The 23332-nt window shown below is 34.0% G+C and carries 12 protein-coding genes; all 12 read left to right on the top strand.

Going from position 1 to position 23332, the window contains the following annotated elements; translation table 11 throughout:
- Window positions 1-3: 3 nt before the first annotated feature.
- Window positions 4-1857 carry a hypothetical protein gene (locus tag ESY88_RS15350; RefSeq protein WP_147087552.1) on the top strand — a complete coding sequence of 618 codons (1854 nt, stop codon included), beginning with the start codon at window positions 4-6 and terminating at the stop codon, window positions 1855-1857.
- Window positions 1850-3064: a hypothetical protein gene (locus ESY88_RS15355; RefSeq protein ID WP_147087553.1), complete on the top strand. Its 1215-nt coding sequence runs from the start codon at window positions 1850-1852 to the stop codon at window positions 3062-3064. The genes ESY88_RS15350 and ESY88_RS15355 overlap by 8 nt, the downstream gene beginning before the upstream one ends.
- Window positions 3064-4122, top strand: a complete 1059-nt coding sequence (locus ESY88_RS15360; protein WP_147087554.1) for a hypothetical protein — start codon at window positions 3064-3066, stop codon at window positions 4120-4122. Before ESY88_RS15355 ends, ESY88_RS15360 begins: the two co-directional genes overlap by 1 nt.
- 126 nt (window positions 4123-4248) lie before the next feature.
- Window positions 4249-7374: a hypothetical protein gene (locus tag ESY88_RS15365; protein ID WP_147087555.1), complete on the top strand. Its 3126-nt coding sequence runs from the start codon at window positions 4249-4251 to the stop codon at window positions 7372-7374.
- A gap of 2 nt (window positions 7375-7376) precedes the next feature.
- The gene (locus ESY88_RS15370) at window positions 7377-8258 is read left to right on the top strand and encodes a DUF6734 family protein (protein ID WP_147087556.1); all 882 of its coding nucleotides are present in this window, start codon (window positions 7377-7379) and stop codon (window positions 8256-8258) included.
- Window positions 8259-8282: 24 nt separating this feature from the next.
- On the top strand, window positions 8283-11237 hold the full coding sequence (locus tag ESY88_RS15375) for a vWA domain-containing protein (protein ID WP_147087557.1): 2955 nt from the start codon (window positions 8283-8285) through the stop codon (window positions 11235-11237).
- A gap of 6 nt (window positions 11238-11243) precedes the next feature.
- A complete protein-coding gene (locus tag ESY88_RS15380) occupies window positions 11244-17639 on the top strand; it encodes an Ig-like domain-containing protein (protein WP_147087558.1) in 6396 nt (2131 codons plus the stop codon).
- Between the two features lie 75 nt (window positions 17640-17714).
- Window positions 17715-18845 (top strand): hypothetical protein, encoded by a 1131-nt coding sequence (locus tag ESY88_RS15385; RefSeq protein ID WP_147087559.1) that lies wholly within the window; start codon window positions 17715-17717, stop codon window positions 18843-18845.
- A 301-nt stretch (window positions 18846-19146) separates the two neighbouring features.
- Window positions 19147-19770 carry an N-acetylmuramoyl-L-alanine amidase gene (locus ESY88_RS15390; protein WP_147087560.1) on the top strand — a complete coding sequence of 208 codons (624 nt, stop codon included), beginning with the start codon at window positions 19147-19149 and terminating at the stop codon, window positions 19768-19770.
- 22 nt (window positions 19771-19792) lie between these two features.
- Window positions 19793-20605 (top strand): hypothetical protein, encoded by an 813-nt coding sequence (locus tag ESY88_RS15395; RefSeq protein ID WP_147087561.1) that lies wholly within the window; start codon window positions 19793-19795, stop codon window positions 20603-20605.
- A 103-nt stretch (window positions 20606-20708) separates the two neighbouring features.
- Window positions 20709-21149: a hypothetical protein gene (locus ESY88_RS15400; protein WP_147087562.1), complete on the top strand. Its 441-nt coding sequence runs from the start codon at window positions 20709-20711 to the stop codon at window positions 21147-21149.
- Between the two features lie 12 nt (window positions 21150-21161).
- Window positions 21162-22961, top strand: coding sequence for a hypothetical protein (locus ESY88_RS15405; RefSeq protein WP_147087563.1), 1800 nt, complete (start codon window positions 21162-21164; stop codon window positions 22959-22961).
- Window positions 22962-23332 lie beyond the last annotated feature (371 nt).

Below are 23332 nucleotides of genomic sequence, written 5' to 3' on the forward strand. Positions count from 1 at the left end.
AAAATGATTGCAGTAACAGATACGAGTGCATTTGCAGCTTTGGAAATTGTCCAGCCCCAAGTTCAGTCTTTGATTCCTTCAGAGAATGAAATTGAGACGTTAATTGGGGCAAATACATTTGTAAATGCAACCATAACTACTGCTTTCAAAAATCTTCTGAAAAGAATAAGCCTTGAATCGATTAATCCTACATTAGGCTTTGCCTTACAACCTGATCTAATATTGGTAAAAGTGTCCCAAATGTTCAATAGAATAGGGTTCTATTATGACGCCAACAGCATGTTGAGTTTTTCAACAAACGACAATGCTTTATCTGCTGGAACAGAAATGATAATTGATGAATTAAATGATTTCACAACATTTCAAGAAATAGCCTACTATGCTTTTCATAACAATGGTTGGGCTCAAAATGCTAACAATATTAGAGCTATGGAAAACTCAGGGTTGCAAAAATTACATTATATAACAGTTTTTAGTGATTCAAATGCCAATTCAACGTATAACTATACGCCTAACTTAAATAATCAAATAAATATTTTAAACTTAAGAAATGAAAATACTCAAAGATTTTTGTTGATTGGTTTTGATAATGCAACAGATGCCAATCCAAAGATGCCTAATGTAAGAATATCTAATAACTCAGATGTTCAATTAAAACTGAGAGTAAAAGTTGAATATAATAAATATGTCACTAGTCCACAAAATCGCTTAGGTGGCTTTGGGCCAGCAATACCTTATGATTTAAATAATAACGGCACAATTGCAACTAATGAGAGAATTTATTTTAATAGGCGTTTTCTAGATTATTTCCCAAATGAAACAAATGCTACCGATATTGAAGGAGATATATTTACTAGAGTTCTTCAGCCACAAAGTTTTTGGGACATTGATTGTGATGATAGAGTTAGAGGAGGCGAAGTAACTATTGATTTTTTTCCAGAGCCAGAAAATATAAATTTTTGGAGGGATGGAAATCATCATTATTTTAAGTTTCATATAAGAGGTAAAAACCCTACATATCTACAAGTGGAAAATTACTTAACGAATCAAAACTACTTAGGAAGGTTTTGGTTTATGGTAAGGAAAATTCGTCAAGAATCAGGTTCTTTGGGTACTAATGATAATTCAGAATTCGAGCAATTTAATGCTCTAGGAAACTATGCATATTCAACAAGAAAAACAACCTTCAGAGGTTTGCCAAATTTTGGAGTTCCAAGAGGTTATGGTCTTTCTCAATTAGATAATTTTGGTGGACCATTAACAGATACTCAAATAAATAATTTAGGACTTACAAATGAGTTAGCTGAAATACAAAATGGTGCTGAACGGGAGTTTTTAACAATTATCGACGAACAAAATAGGGTGATCGATTCTACTAAATGGATAGTAGCATCAGATCAACAAGTGTGGCATTGGAAAGAGAACATTGATAAAGCAGTTAATTTTTTGGAGACAGAAAAGATGACTATTACTATAAATGAAATAACCAGAATTAGAGATAGAGTAATTGCATGGAATAATGCTAACCCAACAGATTTAGTGGTCGTACCTACTCCAGAGTATTATAATACTATTATTTATTGTTGGACAGCAAGTGCTATTACAGAATTTGTCCCGTATAATAATCTTTTTAATCAAGGTACTGCACCAACAATTGTCGACCAAGGTGAAAGAGAATTAAAATCATTTTTCGATGCTATGCTTCTCAAAACATATAATGGTATTCCAAATCAAGAACATTTTATGGACATAAATAATGCCTCTAGCAATGAATTAGTAAAACCAGTATTAACAATCTATAATACAACAAATCCTAATCCTTTTTATGTAAGAAGCCTATCCAATAGAGATGATTAAAAATAACATTAAAATATTAATTATTGTCTTATGTATTACTACTTGTAAAAAGCAAGAGGATATAAATTCACGTCAATTAATTTCTGACTTTAATCTTGAGAGTACATATGTAAATTACAGAAATGGTATAAAACAAACTTCTAATGGGTATTCAAAAGACTCTACGCTTATTTTTTCTTTATATGAAAATAACAAAACGAGTCATTTTCTTTACATAGTTCAGAATAAAAAAAAGGATACCATATTTAAATTTTTTGATAGCACAGCATTTGAATTAAAAATTCGAAACTTCGATAAGATTAACAGAAACTATTTTGTGACTATTTGGGAACCTTCTCCCCAAAAGTATATTGGATATCAAACTGGCTACAACATTGAATATGATCTTTATCAAGATTTATATACTTATGACTCGCTAAATATTTATTTGATCGATAGTACGTGCAGTAAACTAACAAAATTAAGCAAACCTACAAATAAAAATATTTCTAATACTTTTAAAACAACTTTTAATTTAAAGGGCGAATTTGAAGTAATAAAAAATGATTCTGAGATTAGGATGGTTAAAGATACTTTAAGGAATAAAAAAGTACTTTATCAATCAAATGTAGGGTTAGAGATTGATGATAACAATAATTTAAAATCTCATTTTTTTAATAAATCAAAAATAAAACTAGATGAAAACAATTTCTCCACTATGAGTGATAGGTTCTTAATTAGTGAAAGCTTAAAAGGGGATATAAATTATTATTATAAGTATGATGCTAATTATACCAATACAGGGTTTTCAAGGATCGATTTTATTTTTAAACAAAACAATAAAGAGCATATTATACAAACTACTCTAGATAGATTATTTATTAAGGATAAAGAATATAAATTTAAGAATATTGATTCCTTAAGTTCATTACAAATAGAACCGTTCAAATATAAAAATGGAGACTATTTTTTTTATGTCACTCAACAGTCTTTTGAAGAAAGAAGTGATAATTTTCCCATCATCTTTTATATAGATACGATAAATTGGGAAATTGAACGAGTTAAACCTCATAGCATTGAAGCTAGTATAAAGAACAAGAAACTGATAGAAATTTATAAGACTGAAATTTTATCAAATAATCATAATAGCATCTTAAAATTTATTTTAAAAGATTTTGAAATAGCAAGAAATAATGATGGATTTGAATTAATAAAAATAAAACAATAATGCCAGCACCACAATTTTTTCCAGCGTTAAGTAATTTAATTGGTACTGAAAATCTACCAGAACCAATAAAGTCTGCATTTGACAAAGTTTCTGATAAATTGTTTTACAAAACTTATTATGTAGAAAAGAGTATCTATGGTGATACTGCTTATCATAATTTAGTATTGGTTTTAAAAGGCAATGCAGGTATCAATATTTTCGGTGGTGATGATGGGTTGCAATTACTCTTTAACCCTGGTACTTCAGCTAATACCATAGAAATTCCAATAGCACTATATTATAGACTGCCCATTTTAAAGTATTTACGAAGAATTACTTTAAATGAGCTCAGTACAATTGAAGATTACTTCAATCTAATTCTTGAGATGTTTGGTATATCCAAGCCAGAATTGGTTTTTGAAGCTTTCGATATTTTTTTAGATGGATATGATGATACGGTACTCGCTTTTGTGAACCAGTTTAATGCTAATTCAAATTATAGTGAATATCAACCATTGCCACTACCACAAACTGGGAATCAGTTTTCAGATATAACTGAACTAATTTCTTTTTTCGAGAGTTTTGGGTTGGATATAAACCTTTATATCCTCGAAACTTATATAGATGGTTCTGACTTAAGTAAGGGGTTTGAAAACATGTCTTTACTTTTTGATCGTTTTTTAGGGGAATTCTCCATCGATACATTGATTGATCTCTTCATACCAAGAATCTCAGTCGCATTACAAAGCTTAAATTTAGCATTGGCTTTTCCGAGAAATATGTTGCAACCTGTAGACGGTCAAGGAAATGTAATTGATGACGGAAGTAAATCGCTACTAACTTATAATGTGGGTAGTCTTCTCTATGATACTAAAACAGGTTTCGATTTTATAAACCCTGATACATTTCAACTAACAAGGTCTCAAATAGGTAATTCTGGTTTTATTTTAGAGGTTACTAATCTTAAATTAGATTTAAAAGATAATACTAATATTCCTGAAGCTGATGCCTATGGATATGGCCCTGAGTTCAAAGGTATCTATGCACAGTCCGCCTCCATTACATTACCTAAAAAGTAGTTTGACAATGAAGAGAATAATTCCGAAACCACGGCTGTTTTAACCGGTTATGATATTTTAGTAGGTACCGGTGGTTTTTCTGGCAGACTGGCTTTAGAAGTTATTGATGTCACTAGTAACCCAAAATTGGTCAAGACCATTGGGTCTAATGGCTTTGAAGTTGGGTTCACAGCTTTCGATATTAATTTCAACCGAAATGCTATTGTTGCTTCAAATATTCTTGGACGATTAAAAATACCAAAATTAAAAGACGCATCTGGAAATGACGCTTTAATAGACATTAATGGACATCTAAACGAAGAAGGCTATTTTAATTTAACAGCTTCTGAAGTACAGGGGATTCCCTTAAGCCTTTTTGATTTTGTAACCATTAATATTTTAAGTCTAGAATTAGGTAAAGAAGACGATAAATTCTACATCGGCACATCCTGCGAAATATGGTTTGAGAATCCCATTATGAATAAAATTCTCAACGGACAAAAAATAGTGATTCCACGACTTCGTATCTACGACAATGGAAGCATGGAGATTGTAGGGGGTAACAGTTTTATCCCAACCAATATATCCCTCAATTTGGGGCCTATTGAAATTGCTGTAACAGGAATCCATTTTGGTTCTTACCAGCAAGAACATGATGGTAAAATGCGTAAATATAATTATTGGGGTTTTGATGGCGCTATCAGTTTAGACCCCTTGGGGATTGATGCACGTGGCGAGGGCGTTAAGTATTATTATACCGTTGATAATGATGAAAAAGATGAAAACGACAATCCTAAGTATTCAGGCGGCGATTCTTTTTTACGCATTCAAACCATAGAAATTGACTTAGTGATTCCAGGGACTGCCGGACCTGATGCTGCTGTAGCCATAATTCATGGCATGGTATCCATCCCAGAACCGGGGGAATCGCAGGAATATATTGGTGAGGTTTCCTTAAAATTGCCAAAAGCTAAAATTGCAGGTAGTGCAGCCATGAGATTGCAACCAAGATATCCTGCATTTGTGGTAGATGCTTCTGTGGATCTACCCGCACCTATCCCCATCGGTCCTTTAGGAATTTATGGTTTTAGGGGGTTATTAGGTTTCCGATATGTTGCGGAGAAAGAAGCAGTAGGTTTGGTGTCTGGTGAAGATACGTGGTATGATTATTACAAATACCCACCTAAAGGTGTGGATATTTCTAAATTTAGTGGGCCAGAAAGAACCTCAGATTATGACTTTCCGTTCTCTGTTGGTGCAGGTGCGGTGATAGGCACTAGTTTTGATAGTGGCACTATAATTTCAGTTCGTGCCATGCTTTTGTTATCGTTACCAACACTCTTTTTGGTAGAAGGAAGGGCCTCCATTTTAAGTGCCCGTTTGGGATTGGACGATAATCGTGAGCCACCATTTTTCGCATTTGTTGCTTGGGGCGATAATTCCATTGAAATGGGATTGGGTGCAGATTACCGACTTCCATTGAATAATGGGGAGATCATCGACTTATATGCTGAGGTACAATCCGGTTTTTTCTTTAACAATCCGCGTGCTTGGTACGTTAATTTTGGAACTCGTGATAATCCGATAACGGCAAGAGTGCTAACCATTATCACAGCGCAATCATACTTAATGCTTTCTGCAACAGGAATTGAAGCGGGTGCTAGGGTTGAGTTTGATCTTAGAAAACGATTTGGTCCTGCTCGAGTGCGTATTTATGCCTATTTAGAGATGGGAGGCTTCGTTAGTTTTGAGCGCCCTCAAATAGGAGGCTATATTGCTCTGGGCGGAATGATTGATATCAACATTTGGATTGTTGGGATAACCATTGGACTGGATGCATTATTCTCTGTAGAAGCCGCCAAACCGTTCTTAATCTATGCAGAGATACGCATACGTGTATGTGTAAGGATTGTATTTAAGGTTTGTAAAAGCTTTACCGTTAAACTAAAATGGGAGAAATCAGGCGAACTTGATACTCAACCAATTGCGCCCTTGCCTTATAAAGTAGCAGAGTACACATTAAATCGCACTAAAGAGTTGGTGCAGGGTGTCCACATGCTAACTAATGAATCTTTTGAACTGACACATAAAATTGATTGGGTCAAATTAAATCAAGTTACACCCTGGGAGCCAAATCATTCTGAAATCGATGCTATCATTCCCTTGGACACCTATATAGATATTAAGGCTGCCAAAGGCCTTATTCCCGGAGCTGTATTCAGTAAAATTGGTGGTCATACTGGAGGTGCCGATAATTTTACCGATTTGATTCCACCGCAGCGTGTCGTTCGCGGTGGTAGAGAGATTCGTCAGGTAAAACATAAATATTCAATCGAAGACATTGAAATTAAAGCATGGACGGGAAGCAACTGGATGGATTACCATCCTTTTGAGGCCGTGGTAAAGGCCGAGGACAGGAATTTGGTTAGTAATCTTAGAATAGGGTATTGGCAGCGTACAGGTAATCAGTATGACGCCATACGTTTGTTGGCCACTACGCCATTCTCATATACCGAGGCAGGAGAGCCTGGATGGTTAGTGCCTGAACAATATGGCATCACACCTTCGGAGTTGTTTTGCAAAAGTGTGCGCAAAGATTACGATTGTGCCAATGTATTAAACAAGGCTTTGGGAACAACCTATTATCCGCCTACACAATATACAGGGCATTACATTAACGGAGCTTATTTTACATTAGAAGGAAATTTTGAAACTTTGGTTACAGTTAATCCTGATGGCACTCAAAATGCAACTATTAGTGAAGATAATTTCAAAATAACGGACACACAAAATAATTTTGATTTTGCTAAATCGATAGAATTCGATAATGGAAATAGTCTTGTGATTATTTTACAAGAACCAACTTTAGAAGTTAAATTGAAGCTATCAACACTTGCCGAAGGCGTTACAATAAGATATTACAAATCATTAGGGGTTGAAAATTTTAATCCAATTTATGAGCAAATCCATGAAGACTACAAATCTTCCGCTCAATTGCAACAGGAGGTTGAGTATGCTCATGAAACTGAATTTATAGCAAAGGTCGTAATTGAACCTAGGGCAAATAGCAATAGTTCAGAAAGTGATTGTGATATATGCAGGTTACAAGACCTACTAGAGCAAAAGCTTGAAGAGTGTCTTGAAGATAGAACGAATTTTGGTTTAAACTGTTTAGAAGAATTTGCAGACATTATTGTTAGTTGTGGTGGTGTTTACGCTGATGAGTGTGATACCGTACAATATTATGATAACATGATAATAGGAAGTCTTTAAATATGAGAATAATACATTCGTTATGGACAAAACCGATGCTAAAGAATCGTTGGTTTTTAGAAGGTCAAATAGAACCTTCAATTTGGTTGTATGCCTTATCATTTTTATACGCTAAGAAAGTCTCCACAGAGGTCGTTCTTCATACCGATACAATCGGTAAAACACATCTAAGCTGTATTCCTTATGATAAAATACATTTATCGTTAGATGAGCTAGAAGATGAACATGAAAAGTTTTGGGCCTTTGGTAAAATTAAGGCTTTAGAGAATGAGCCTTTGGGTAGCATCCACATTGACGGCGATGTTTTTTTTAAATCGAAAGCGGTTATCCCGTATTTAAACTTTAAAGACCATGATGTGATCTGTCAAATGGTTGAAGGCGGACATTTATTTAATGAAGGTTATGAAAATCAATTACCCTATTTCGATAACGCGCTAAAAAATACACATATCCCAGGCTACGGAAACGTTAGGAAAGCCTTTAACTGTGGGGTTTTGGGATTTAATGATTTAGAACTTAAAAATCAATTTTTAATCAATTTTAGAACCATGGTTAAGTGCGCTAAGTTAGATAAGGCAATCATGTTTAAAATGGATGGAAAATACGAGCCGAATATTATAATAGAACAGTATCAGCTTGCAGGACTTTGCGAATTGAATAATTACAAAGTTAAGTTTATCCTTGACCCTGTCGAAGTTGATAAAAAAAATTCTTTAAATATGGTGGCTGAAGAATTAGGGTTTGTACATGCTTGGGGCAAAGCAAAATATACTGCAGCCTTTCAAAATAAGGTCAAAGAAAAAATAAAGCAAGTAGATAGCCATTTATATAAAATAATTGAAAGACATATAAATATGTTAAACGGTCAAATGATATTGTCGTAAACTCTAATAAAATATTCAAGTATAATGGGAATTAAAGCTAAAGCAGGTCAAAAAAACAATGCATGTGAAGCACATATAGCTTTGGCAATAGATGAATCTGGATCTATTTCTGGTTCAGAAATTGATCAAATAAAAATGGGATTGAAAAATTTTATCGCTTCCCAATTGAATAATGACAACAGAATCTCCTTAGTTGGGATGTCAAATTCAGATAACGATTTAAGATCTGACAATATTATTAATCAATTTGTAAATGATTCAACAAAATCTACTTTTGATAATTGGATTTTAGGTTTTAGAAGCAGAAGCGGAGCTGGTATAGGTTCTTCTTCAGCTCATTGGTCTTCTGCCTTGGAAACGATTCAATCGCTACAAAATCCTCCAGATGTCGTCATTATTATCACAGATGGTTTGTTAGTTGACACCCCAGCTAAGCTTCAAAACCGTATAGCAACTGTAAACTCAAATTCTCATATTTTTGTTTATGGTATAGATGAAATAAATAGTTACCCTAACGGAAATAGCCTTTCTCAAACCTTAGATTTTTATCTAGGAAGACCCGCTATACTAAGCACCGATAACTCCGATATACTTACTACAGATTATGTGACTATTCCTGATTTTTCAGGTTTAGAAAATGCATTGTCAGACCTCTCACAAACATTAATTAATTCTAATATTGGATGTGGTAATCTTGATTTAATTTCAGAAAATATCACCATAGGGAAGTTAAGTTTAAATTGTAGCAACGATGATTTGAATGTTGGTACAATTACTATAAGCAGTCAAAAAGCAGTACCCTATGTTATTGAAGCAGATACCCAGATCGCTAATATAAACGGATTGATTTTTTCATGTGCTATCGCTACCGAAATAGCTCCCAATGGCTCTGGTACTATCGTTCCGGTCAAGGTTAACGGAACGCCTTTCTCAGTCGGATTTCAAGAAGAATTAATAGCTATTGAAACGGTAAATAATCCAGAGAATTTGAAAATAGAATTTTGTGTTGTAGATAGACAGACAATAAAAAACGGGGAAGTAAGTGCTTTTATAAAATCCGAGTATGAATATTTTTTGAATTTGCTATGTTTACTTAAACAAAGCAAGTCTGACGAAGAGAAAGGATATACTAGAAATACATTGATTTTACAGGCCAGAAATATTTTAAGAAAATTAGAAGAGACCAAACCTTGCGGAAATATAACGACAGTGCAAGAGATTTGCTGGATGACATTAGAAAACCATGAATTTAATTCAACTATACCAGGACAAGCAGAGGTAGAGCAGGAGCAAAAGGATATGGTGGCGGCGGTCCAAAAAACCGTACAACCCATTTGGAGACCAAATACTAAATATTATATGAGATTTAGGTTAAAGGATGAGGTTAACAATGGGGAATTTGAAGAACAAAATAAGGGGCTGTTTGACTACTATTATGGCTTCAAAACTGTAGGGCCAGTGGGTCATTATCACAAGGATAGTACAGTAGATTATATTCCTACAGACGCAAACCCAGATCAGTACCCACTAACGTCACTCCGCCAATACATTGATTATAACCGTTCCTACCCGAATGCCGATGGCAACTTATTACAGGCAAAACCATTGTTCTATGGAAACAACCAATGTAAGATAACGGTTTATTTCAGTAAACCATTTACCTACCACATGCTCAATAAATGGCATAGTTATGAAGATAGTGATAGTGGTAATTCATTACCAGAATTAGCGGGTAGTATGCATATTGCGATTAAAGACCCAGTAACTGATGTTATAATCCCTTACCCATTACCCGCAAACTTTAGTCAAGAAACGGTGCCTACAGGCCAAACATTTGCTACTTGGATTGAGTTTAACAGCCAAGAAGAATTAGAATTCAATGAGTGTATTCGTTTGATTGATGTTAATGATAATCCTATAGGAGAGTATTCTATTCTTAAAAAGGACTATTTAATTGCCTCAGATACATACCGTTTGAGAATTGATGATGAAGCTGTGTTATCTGATAATTCAGATCTAATAAGTGGAAAAATTAAATGGGAAAGTTTAGCTGCTGATAATCCAACTGTTGTTTATGAATTTGACATAGTAGCAATTGGAAGCGAAGATGCCAATTGGAATATTGACAATAATCCAAGAATACCCATGAACCTGCAACTACTCAATAATATGGTTGAATACATCAATCAAAATAATAGCGCGATTAATTGTGATTTAGAAATTGGAGAACCTATTCTACCAAATAGTTATGCATATACAGTTACACTTACTAATTTAAAACCACGTAAGCTTTATACCGCACTTTTGTATAATGCTTTCGATAAAAATAATAGTGGTTCATTACAAGATACAGAGAGCGAAGAAGTGCACCAGTTTGTTTTTCAAACGTCCAGATATAAGAATTTTGAAGAACAAGTAAATAGTTATTGGCTAAGGGAACTAGACTCTGATGGAATTGTAGTCAATGAGCAGCAAGCCGTTTTTATAATTCCATTGTCATTATCCGTCGATGAAATCGAAACCGCTTATAACATTGTTGCAGGGATTTCGGATATTAACAGCGAAAACTTAGAATCGCAATACTACCATTTGTTTGACCGAGCGACAGAGGGTGTATTAGGTATTAGCCCATTTAATCCACCTGAAAATACAGAATTCAATGTATTAAAGAACTTAAATACAGGTCAAACTTTTGGTATTTTAATCCGTAATCCGGAACCATTCAATATCCCTAAAATTCCTTTAGATACTATTGAAGATACTGTAAAGGTAGTGTTCGCGAGTTCGGGAAATCCGAATAACACCTATAAGGTCTTACATTCTAAAGATTATTCACAAGTATTGATTATGCATGATAGCAGGGAAATTACAGTAGATACGCTAAATTTTAAGTTCTCATATAAAATATGGAACGGTTCAGAATATATTACAAGTAGTGATGTTGTCATAGACAATATTTTAATAAATATAGAAAACTAAAAGAAGATGGGTTTTATTAATACTTACAAAATAAGCAATGAAGGGACGAATAACTCCTATACTGATTCTATTTCAAAAGAATTTATAGAAAATAGCACCTCTTTTGTATATACAATAGCAAGAACTGCAAATGGGAAATGTCTTTTATCTAAACTAGATATTTTAGGGGGTATCGTTTGGTCTAAAGAAATTAATAATCAAGATGTAGGTGCAGAACCCCTCTATATTGAAGCTACTTCAACCAATCCTATTCAATATACTGCGATTTCTAATAATGCGGATTCTGTAAATAGCTTTATTTACTTAATTACATTTGATGTAAATGGCAATATTGTAAAAATAAAAAAATTACAATTTCCTCGCTTTGGTGGCCAAGAAGGTGTTCATGTGCAATATTATAATAATTATTTTTTAATAGCTTATAATAAAAATGTTATAAAAGTAAATAGCGATGGAGTCGTATCTAACATATGGCAATTCTCAAATCAAAAATATGCTGTCGGTCCTGCATTTTCATTTTTTGTAGATCCGATTTCAGGTTATATGTTGTCTTTTCATCAAGTTTTTCAAGATGGTGTGGCTTATCTTGTATTAAGAGATGAAAACTTTGTTGTGGTAGAAGAAATTCAACTATTATATCCTAATGCTTCTAGTGGATCTGTACCTGCTGATGCTGTATTTAAAAAAGCAAATAATACTTATTATTACTATTTTACAATATCTCAAGATTTTAGCAATATTAACAGAGAGGTCTGTATGGTAAAAACCCAAAATGCTCAAATTACATATCAAAAAATAATCCAATTACAAAAAAATAGTAACTTATTAAGTAATTTTACATTAGTAGATAATCATATATATTTTCATAGCTTTTACGGAATTATGAAATTATCTACAGATGACTTAACTCTTTTGTGGACAAAAAAAATAAATTCTTTTAATCAAATAATAAGATTAATTTACAATTCCAGTACATCAAATATTACATGTATCTACAATGATTTTTCTGGTGATTATAATTATAATAGCAAAGCTTTTCTTGTAGATAAGGAACTCAATAGTTGTCTTACAATTTTACAAGACGTACCAACCTTAAATTCAGGCGTAATAGGCTTTTCAGTAACTAGCGATTTCGCTAAATCTGATGAATTAATTATTACTAGTGAATCAATTTCTAACGACCTAACAAATGTCGAATTGATTATTGATGAATTGTGCCCTCCATCAGGAAGTGGTAATTATAATTTAGAAAAAAGCGCGATTTTTGCAAATCCCGGAACAATCACGGCTGATGGCATAGATGCCTCTTTTATTACCGTTCAGTTGAAAGATAGTTCAGAAAATAACATCACGGTCGGAGGGGAAGCTGTCATCATATTTAGTTCTTTGGGAAATATTAGCGGCGTTACTGAAAACAACGATGGAACATATACAGCCGTGCTTACATCTTCAAATATTGGTAATGCAGCTTTAAGTTTTTCAGTCAATAATCAGCTATCAAATAATACAGCAAATGTGAATTTTGTTGAAAAGACTTTTGAAATTCCAATTTCCGAATTAACATCATTACAATCGCCAAATTTCTATATCCAATCCGTTGGTTCTAGAGGTATAGAGAGTACCAAAGGAATTCATTTACGATGGATTTTTGGAGGTGTCTTGGGGGAAAAGCACCTTCCCAAAAGAGATTATGCTCAAACCGATCATAATTTTAATAAACCAAATGATGTAGTAAAGGTTTATAGAACGAGATACCAAAAGGTTCAATTTAACTTAAATTTATTCGAACGGCCTACCGTTATAAATGATACAAATAAATTTTGGATATATCGCTTTGCAAATGGTGGAGACTCCTATTATCAATTTTCCGAGGCAAGGGAGTTTCACGTTTATTTCAGAAATACTTCAAAATATAACCAAGTAAGAGCTTCAATTAATCCGTTACTTAACCCTTCTGGGTTTTTACAAAACTATGGCAGCGAACTTATCGAAATAGAGAATAAAAAGGAACTCTTCTTTGCCGCAGAGTTTAAAGCCATTAATTTATCGACAAGTAGTGCGTTGCAAACAGAAAGCTTATCCGTTTCAGAAAATAATCAATTTGCATTAAAAAAAATGTCTTCTAGACAGACATTCTCTTCGTCACAGCTGAGCGAAGCACGTTTAGTTTGTGAGAATGGTAAAAGTATTCGTTTCAAATCTTCCGAATGTTTCGTTTCAGAAATTAGTTTTGAATTTTATGCTGATTTTATTTCTGCGGTGAACAAAAGAGATGGATGGCAACCAATTGGAGATTTTGGGTTGACCCTAGATGATGGGTTGGTACATTCCATGTTGGAACCTGAGCCAGGTCTTGTGCAAGGTAAATGGCAGCGCTTTAATGATAACGCCTTTGTCAATGTGGAGAATTACAAAATCAAATGGGATCGTCCAACAGAGGATTGGGATAGGGATATTAAGCAAATTGTAAATAATTACATTCAGTTAAGTAATTCTGCAACCAACCCAACAGCAATTGAGTTGGTTCCTTTTGAAAATGATGACGATGAACCAATCGAAATCACAAATTTAGACCAACTGAATTTTGCGGCTTACGATTATCATATTGCAAGAATGCTCGGTTTGGGAGTTCTTGATGTAGATGTAGCTGTTTTTGAAAACACCTACATATATATTGCAGAATATACCACCTTTGGTGATTTAGAGGATGGATTGGGTAAACGAGAAACCCATCACTTGTCAATGGGTTTACCAACCTCAATTGATGATGAACGATTGCCAATTCCAGTAAATATTAGAGAGGTCACTCCTGGAGCTTTTATAGGTAATGAAGGGGAGCCAGCTAATATTACAGATGTTGGTGGCTATACCCAAAATGGAGAATCCCGTTATGTAACATTATTCGCGGAGAATCAACCCACCGACTTAATTGGAACAACATTTTATGACACAGCCGATGAATTTGCCTTAGAGAAATTTACATATCCAGTTTATTCTGGAATTGAATACAAGAAAGTACTTTCTGGCCAAACTTGCGATGATGGAGAATGGCAAAAGCCAGAACTTCCAAATGACCCAGAATATTTGAATGCCGTTCCATTGGGCGAAGTGGAACATTTTGAAACACGAGTGTTACAAATCTCAGAGACCAATCAACCTTTATTTGTTCATAAACAGGACGTAAGTGGGTTGCATTGTTATAGTTCGTATGGCATAAATTGGTTTTCAAGGGCGACTTCGAGTTCCATTATTAAGTCCATTCAAACGTTGCTAAAGCCGAAAAATTCACTATTACCACCAAGTAATATTAATTCCTTACTGATTCGAAGCGAGTCACCGCTTTTACTTACGTCAGAAGAAGAGCAAGACCGTTTAAAAGCTATAAATCCTAATCCAGAGAGCGAGACTGTAGAAGATGAAACATTGGTCAGAATTACTTTTGATTATCATACCTATCAAGATTTGATTAATCGGAAAGTGTTGTTGGATTCTGTTGTTACTAATAATGATATACTTGACCCGAATCTTGATGATAATCGAGCCATTTTATATCCTGATAATGAGGAGGTATTTGCAGATGATGTAGATATATTCTTTAGACCTCAAGTTCCTGATAACGTTTCAGGTAAAGCACTCCCGCTTTCTGCAACAAATCAACCATCTAATATTTTATTGTCAAATATTCAGACAGTTGATTATCAAAGAGCAAGTACAGGAGAGATTAATCCAATTACAAATGTGTTCGAACCAGAAATAATTTCTCCGACACTTCAACCCGGGACAGAAAGTAATTATGTAGGAGGTGCATTTATTTTAGGAAATCAACAGCATATAATCCATAGTGTTATTCAAGGGACGGATGGCCCTATTTTTTCAGTATATAAAAAAGAAATTAGTGACGCTTTAGTTAACAATATTCCCTCAGCAGATGCAGATAATTTACAACCAATCGAAATTTCGGAGGACGGTTTCTTTATGGCAGTTGAAAATATGCAGAATGCTTCAAGTTGGGGAACACCAAACCCACTTCCTCTAAAAGTGAATGTTGCCGTAAATAATGAAATACATCGTGAAATCTTAGAAATCTTGGATGATGATGGTATTATGGAGCGTCACGTAGAAAAATCACGTGGAATTTGGTCTGAACCTTTAGATGGAAATGCGACCATTGAAAAGGTGGAAGAGCCTTATGAGGCTATTTATGATAGTGAAGGTAATATTACTGGTTATAATGAAAGACATAGGGGCAATTACAAAATTACATTCCAGAATATAAAACTTACTCAGCATCCTCAATATAATAAGGAAGGAGTGTCTGTAGAATGGTTTAGAGGAATTGCCAGAATATTTACTCAAGGAAGTTTACAGGATGGGATAGCTCGAAAAACACGTAAAGTACTTTCAGTTGTTAAGATAGACAACATTGTATATCCAGGTGATGCTAATGAAAATGATTTGGTTATTTATGTAAATGACTCCTCGTTTCCAGAAGTGAACGAAGATGAAGATTTAGTAAACGACATTGAATACGATTATATACAAACAGGCACTAATATTTCAGTAAATTTTTACCCAAGCTATAAAGTATATTTATATGTAGATACTACTTATGGACTCAACGAAACAAATTTACTTCCAGAGGCAGGGGACGGTACAAAATACTCAATATTTGGATTGCGCAGTCGCGATTTAGATTTAGAGCAGTATGCCTCTAAAATTTGCGTGCCAAGCTTGATGTTCGCTCAGGAAATGATTGAAGCCTTACCTCCAGAACAACCTCAAGGGCCACTATATGCCACCAGGCCAGATTTTTTCGGTCGATCTACATTAACACTCACTACTCAATATGAGCACGAGCCACATGGACTTTTGTTTTATAGGACTAATGACGAGGCTTTATTAAATGCGCTCTATGCAAAATCTACGATAATAGAAATCCGAGAATCCCTTAAAGCTTTAGGGGGCAATGACGAAGTCGATTTTACTAGTCGTTGGCAGAATTTTATGAAATTAGAGGCCCTTAAAATTGACGGTGATTATAAAGAATTCCCATCTGGTGAAATTGACGCAGAGAATAGGTTCAAGTTTCCAAATCCAGATAAGTTAGCCCTTTTCACAAACGCAAATGAAATTATAAACAATATAAATAACGGTATCATTTCTCCACCTAATCCGCCAATTGCTCTATTTAATATCGATTTAAACGATGCAAATAATGATATTGGTGCTATTCCAGCTGGAGATGAACGAATTTTTGGTTTTGTAAAGGCGACAATCTACAACGCATTCGTTCCGCTTACAGAAGTCCCGATAATTTATCAGCATATTGAAGGAGCAGATTATAAGCCTGTAAATGAAAAGCAAGTAATTCGTGATAGAAATGGTTATGTATTACCGCCTAATCATCAGGACTTCAAAATGGCACCCATGATGAAGATAATAAATACAAATCCTCATGAAACACAGTTTGTGGATTTTAGTTTAGACGGTACTTCCAACAATATTTATTTTTATGGTGTTCGGGAAATAAGTTCTCAAATGAAAATGGGAGATTATAGCCCATTTCTAGGACCTGTAAAATTGGTGAATACGAATGCTCCAGAAACTCCTGAAATTAAACGTATAATGCCTGTATTGGAAAATGCTGTTTTGGGTATATCTCCATCTATTCAATTGGAAATTAATGCCTATCCAGAAGTTCAGGATATTAAAAAGCTAACTATATATCGCGCTTTTAATAAGCTTGATGCCCAATCAGTTCGTACAATGCAACAAGTCAAGATTATTGATTTAGAAACCTTAGGCATAATTAATGACGCTACCTGGAAGGTTCAAGACACTTTTGAAGATTTGGATGAAGTACCTTATGGAGATGGCCTTTTTTATAGAATCACAGTCTCCAGAAAGGTAGAATATGCTGATAAGAATGGTAATATAGTAATCGAGTACCAACCATCACAAGCCTCCAAAATAGTGGCATCCATGATGGTTGAAGTGACTAATCCTCCAGCTCCAATCCTTAATTTCACTTCAGACCCTCTAATCAATAATGGAAAAGAGTTACCAAATATTATTTTACAATGGGATAACACTTGTTATAACGGAAAATATCATGTGTACAAGATGAACAATAATGGTACTTGGGTAAATATAGCTAATCTTAAAACCAATAATACAAATATTATACTCCCGCTCGCTGATACCAATCTAAATTCAGGGACTTTACAAATAAGAAATGAAGATTACGACCCAATCTATCATCATTTTAAGGTTGTAGCTGAGAATACTTCAGGTATGATGAGTATAGAGGAAAATATTTTGACTATTCCAAATACTGATATTTTAACAAATGGAGAAGGTATTGGGTTTATGATTGTTGAAGACACAAATATTGTAGACTAACACGAAACTCTTGAAGGCAAAAAATAATTAATCAACGTATTCTAAAACTGAAAAAAATCAATAAAACAAAATAACATGGAAAAGAGTAGAGAAACAATTAAGACCTATTTTGAAATTGGAGATAAGCCAACAGAGGAGCAATACCAAGACACTTGGGATTCTTTTGTTCACAAGGATGACCAAATTCCAGCCGAAAAAATTGACGGGCAAGATTTACAAAAAACAACAGACGCGGGTAATTCAACAACTAACGATATACAAATGGTAGGTGGTAATTTAACCATTACAGATGGCGACACCCCTGAAAACCCATTTGAAGGTAATTTAAATATAAATTATACCGATGAAAAGAGCGGAAATTCATTTTCAATTTATAATGCAATAATTAAAACAAAATCGGCTATCAGCCAGTTTTTTTATGGTTTTAGTAACCTGATAACTCATGATGCCCCTGAGGACATTAGCCAAGTTCGGGGAATTTATAACAGAGTCAGAACAATGAACTCGGGAACTCCAGGTGAGTTGATGGGCACTTATAACGATGTATCTTATAGAAATACTGGGTCAGGGTCTATAAATTTACTTAGTGGTTCAGAGAACTATGTCAGAGTAGAGGATTTTGGCGGTACAGGAACAATAGCTAACACTATAGGTTTTAGGAGCCAAATAATTCATGATAATGCCAATGTCGTATCTTCTAGAATGTGGGGTGGTATTTTTTCATTAACTCACAAGACGGGAAATATATCAAACTGGACGGGAGTTTTAATTGACTTAAATCAATCTAGTGGAACAACGGTTGAGGCTGGCGAATATTTAAGATTGGATAGCGGAATAAAATTGCCGAATCTAAATATGAAAGCCATTAATTCTGTAGTTAATTTACCTTCTTATTTTAAAGGGTTATTAGAAAGTGACATAACAGTTGAGCAGATTGATACTGCAGACGGCAAGGTATTACCCACAAAGGAGTGGGTTCAAACAAATAGTGCCTCAAAGTTTTCATCACCTATTGGTGATGGGGCATTAACAACAATCAATGTACTACATAATCTTGGGTCTGAAGATGTAATTATTCGAGTAAGGGATTCAAACACAAAAACAGTTGTAGAGTGCACAAAAACTATCGTAGATTCTAATACTATTAGCTTAACTTTTGATGCTGCTCCATCAGCGGATGCATATCGAGTAGTTGTAATCGCTTAATAAAAAGCATCTTTTTGAAAGTGTAGATAAATTGAAGGATTTGGATATCATGATAGGCGATATTACTTATGTTCAAGGAAGAATGAATTTATGAAATGATGTTAGGTGAAAAAGTCCAGTCAATTATATTTAAATGTATTGCAAATTTAAAGTCGCTGATTCAATTTTTAACATTTCTAGCACAATTGTATCTGATTTTCCAGTAGAATAAGCAATACAACTCCTTATCAATTGAAAGGCTTTTCATTATTTAAATGGAAAGCTTTTTTCGTAATTTCATCTCCTGCTAATTCAAAGATTGATGATTGTATTATTAGATAACGGACATGGAGCCTTAATTAACGGAAAATATCAAACTGATGGTAAGCGCAAGGACTGGGGAGAGAAAGGAATTATTTATGAAGGTGAATTTAATAGAGCTATTGTAAATGGTATTATTGAGCAACTAACTTACTACCAAATTCCATATGTAAACATAGCGCCGGAATATTGGGATGTACGCCTAGAAACAAGGGTAAAAAGGGCAAATAAATATACCTTGAAAAACAGCTTTTATTTAAGCGTTCACTCCAATGCTGGAGGTGGTAACGGAAGTGAAATATTTACATCTCCCGGGGACACTAAAAGTGACAAAATTGCTACTATTTTTGGCGGGGAATTCTTGAGGGAATTTCCAACAAGGAGATTGCGAACAGATTATTCGGATGGTGATTTAGACAAAGAAAGTCGTTTTTACGTTCTTACCAAAACTAATATGCCCGCGATTCTCACAGAAAATTTCTTTATGGATAATCTTGAGGAATTTCAAGAAGTTTTAATGTCTAGGGAAGGACGACAAAAAATAATTGACTATCATGTAAGAGCTATCTTGAGGACTAAAGTTGAAATTTTCAGAGAATCTACTTTTACTAATTTCCGACTTTAACCTTAATAAAAAATCAACAACTATGGCAAATTTAAAATGGTTTCCTATAAACCCACTCTTAAAAGAGGATGGAAGTTTTTATTCACTTTCATTAATGGACAATGCAGATGAATTAAAGCCCCTTTATTTGGAAGATGATGAAAATCCTTTTTCCCTATTCAGCGTTACCCAAAGCTCCCTGAATGTTCAAACCGCAGCAGATCTTGGCATTTCTTTTGGTTCTGCAAACGTTTCCTATAAGTCATTTTGTTTAAGTTATGAAGCCATGCTTTTTACCGAGAAAATCACCACAAATCCTATTGGTGGGAAAATATATGGAACGAGATGGGGAGCTGGTTTAAGAGTTGTTCTAAAAGTTACCGATATTGAATCAAATGCTAGTTTCAATTTCGGAGCTATTGCCGCAGCGGCTGAATTAGGTTTGGCCAAAGTAGAGTATGAAATTCGGGGTATTGGAATAAGTTCCCCATCAATTTTAAAAATACTTCCAGGCCCAGGTGAATTTAACTTTGCTAATTACAACAAAATATTGGAAGCTGCAGATAAAGTAAAAGATTACATGTCAAAGAACGAAGATAAATTAAAACCTCAGCCATTTCAAGTGTTCATGTCTGATGAATTAGGTAGAGATATTTTCAAGGATTCGCAATCTGTTATTTTTGCTGCCAGAAATGTGATGACTAGAAATTCATTGTCTGAAGCATTAGCTAGCGCGGGAGCAAAGTTTAGTCCAGAAATCATTATGGGTTTCTATGCGAAAGTTGGGATTTTAGATGATAAAACCACACCGACGAGGGATGATAAAAAGGAAGCCCAAAGTTTTTTGGACGTATAATTTTCTAATATTAGTGATTTCGACTTAAAAGATTTAAATAAGTTTTGTAAAAGAGAACCCAAATTTATTTGGGTTCTTCTTTTTGAATCTAAATCTAAAAATAATGAAAACAATAATTGCAATAAAGAATTCTGGAAATAAAGGAAAAACAGAAATAGCTAGGAAATTAGCAAATCTTCTAGTTGAGGTTCATTCTGATTTCAAACCTATTTATCCAATTCCATTTAACATTTTAAAAGAAACCGATTTTAGTATTGTATTAAAAATTGATGAAAAAATAGTGGGCATTGAGAGTCAAGGCGATCCTGGAACGAATCTTAAAACTAGACTAGAGACTTTGATATTAGAATATAACTGTGATTTAATTATATGCACTTGCAGGTCTAGAGGCGAAACTGTGAGGTCAATTAGTGCCATTGCCAATTTACATAAGTTCCAAACAATATGGGATTCAACTTACGAGTCTAAAATTTGTCATGAGGAGATAAATAAGCTTAAAGCGGAACATCTATATGATTTAATGAAAAAACTAAAGTTGACCTAATTAATAAACATCATGGGAAAGGAAAACACATTTCATTTAGGAATAACTATGGCTGGAGCAGTATCTGCTGGAGCATATACAGCAGGTTTTATAGATTATCTTATTGAAGCACTAGAACTTTGGGAGGAACAAAAACTAATAATTACAAACAAGATTTTTAAAAATGAAACATTAACCAATTATGAAAAGAAAATTCCTTTACATAATGTATGTATTGATGTTTTAGGAGGAGCATCAGCTGGGGGAATGGTTGGTATGATAACAGCGCTTTCAACATACTCTAAAATGCCTCCAGTAAAAAAGCCAACAAATGACAAGACAGGAAATATTTTATATGATAGTTGGGTCTTGCTTGATGATGATATTGACGTTAGTTTAAAAAATAATGTAACTACCTTTCAAAAAATGCTCTATACAGACGATTTTGAGGTTAATCCTGACGGTATCCCGTCTCTACTTAATTCAAAATCTATAGATAGGATAGCAGATAAAGTGTTCAATGAGTTAGTGTCATTGGAGAAAAAAAGAGAACGACCTAATTATATATCTGAAGATTTGAGGGTTTTAGTCACACTTTGTAGTCTAAGAGGTATTCCTTTCGAGTTGAATTTTGAAAGAATAACTTCTGCTAATTTCCCTTACTCTCCTGGTCATAGAATGAATGAGCACATGATTATTGCTCATTTTAAAATTAAGTATGACGAAAAATTGGATAAGGATGTTTATTTGAAATTTGACCCTTATGATAAAGACTCCGAAGAACTCCTCAAGCTTTGTACGAAAGCTACAGGAGCATTTCCAATTGGTTTAGCTCCTAGACACTTTGAAGGAAAACTTTCAACTGAATATATAAAGAATTGTATTTTAAGAAATCTTGAGATTAAAGATGAGGATAAGTCTGCAATAAATATTAAACTTGATGATGAATACTTTGATTTTACGGATATAGATGGAGGAACGATTAACAACGAGCCATACTCTGAAGTCGTACAAGTATTAGAAGAGGTTAGCCCAAATCATGATCGCAAATTTCCAATGTTTGGTACTATTATGATAGACCCTTTTCCTAATTTTTATGATCAAGATGAGTTTAAACCTAAAAAAAACCCACTAAAAGATTTAGTATTTCAGAAAAGCTTTTGGAGTGTTATACCTGAAGCTTACTTTACATTTAGAGAGCAAGTAAGAGTTAAGCATAGCGGTTCTTTTTATAAAGATTATTTCAGACTTTTAATATTTCCAGTAAAATGGGAGCAAAACGGAGTCCTAAAAAATCATCCACCTATAGCGTGTGGAGCCTTAGGGGGGTTTGGTGGTTTTTTAGATATAGAATTTAGAAAACATGATTTCTTTTTAGGCAGAAATAACGCTAGAAACTTTTTAAGAGGTTTCTTTATGCTTGAATATAATGAAGAAAAACTTCATCCACTTTTCTCAGGCTTAAACCAAGAAGCTGTTGATACATTTAGGAGAAAAATAAAAAACGCTGAAGAAAGTGAAACTATTTACTTTCCAATAATACCAGATTTAAACTTTATAAGTGATAAGAAGGGTGGTCATACTAATCCTTATCACTATACCATTGATGAATTCCCTAAACTCAAACCAGGATATTTTGACAGCATTAAACCCAATTTAAAAAATAGAGTAAATAAAATTCTAACTTATGAAATTAATAAAAGGTTCGAAAAAAAGTGGCTCTTGAGAAATGCATTAAAGGTTGTTAAGGGATATGTCTCAAAAAGAATAGTAAATAGTGTCATAAAAATAATGGAAAAGGATTTTGCAAGTAGAAATATGATGCCTAAATAATTAAATTAATGCCAACCAGTTATATCACATCAAAAACACGTTTTTTTGATGTGAGATTCTAATATATAATAACATCTTTTAGAGTCATATCCACTCAGCCCATTCCCCTGCATTCCGCGGAAAATCTTCATTTCGGGAAAAGCGCTTCATTATATAAGGTCTTGGACACAACTTCAAAACTTCCGATTTCCATTGCGCTGAACCTGCCAGAAAAGTGGTAGAATCGCTTAATTACAATCTACACCTTTAAAGTCAAGTCCGCTTAACATGCTACCAAACTAGAGTAATTCGTTTTATTAATCCACTCAGCACATTTCACTACATTTCACGATTGCCAGCTGAAATAGCAGACTATCATAAAATTCCATAAA

Origin of the sequence: Subsaximicrobium wynnwilliamsii (assembly GCF_007997225.1) — a bacterium.
GTDB classification, from domain to species: domain Bacteria; phylum Bacteroidota; class Bacteroidia; order Flavobacteriales; family Flavobacteriaceae; genus Psychroserpens; species Psychroserpens wynnwilliamsii.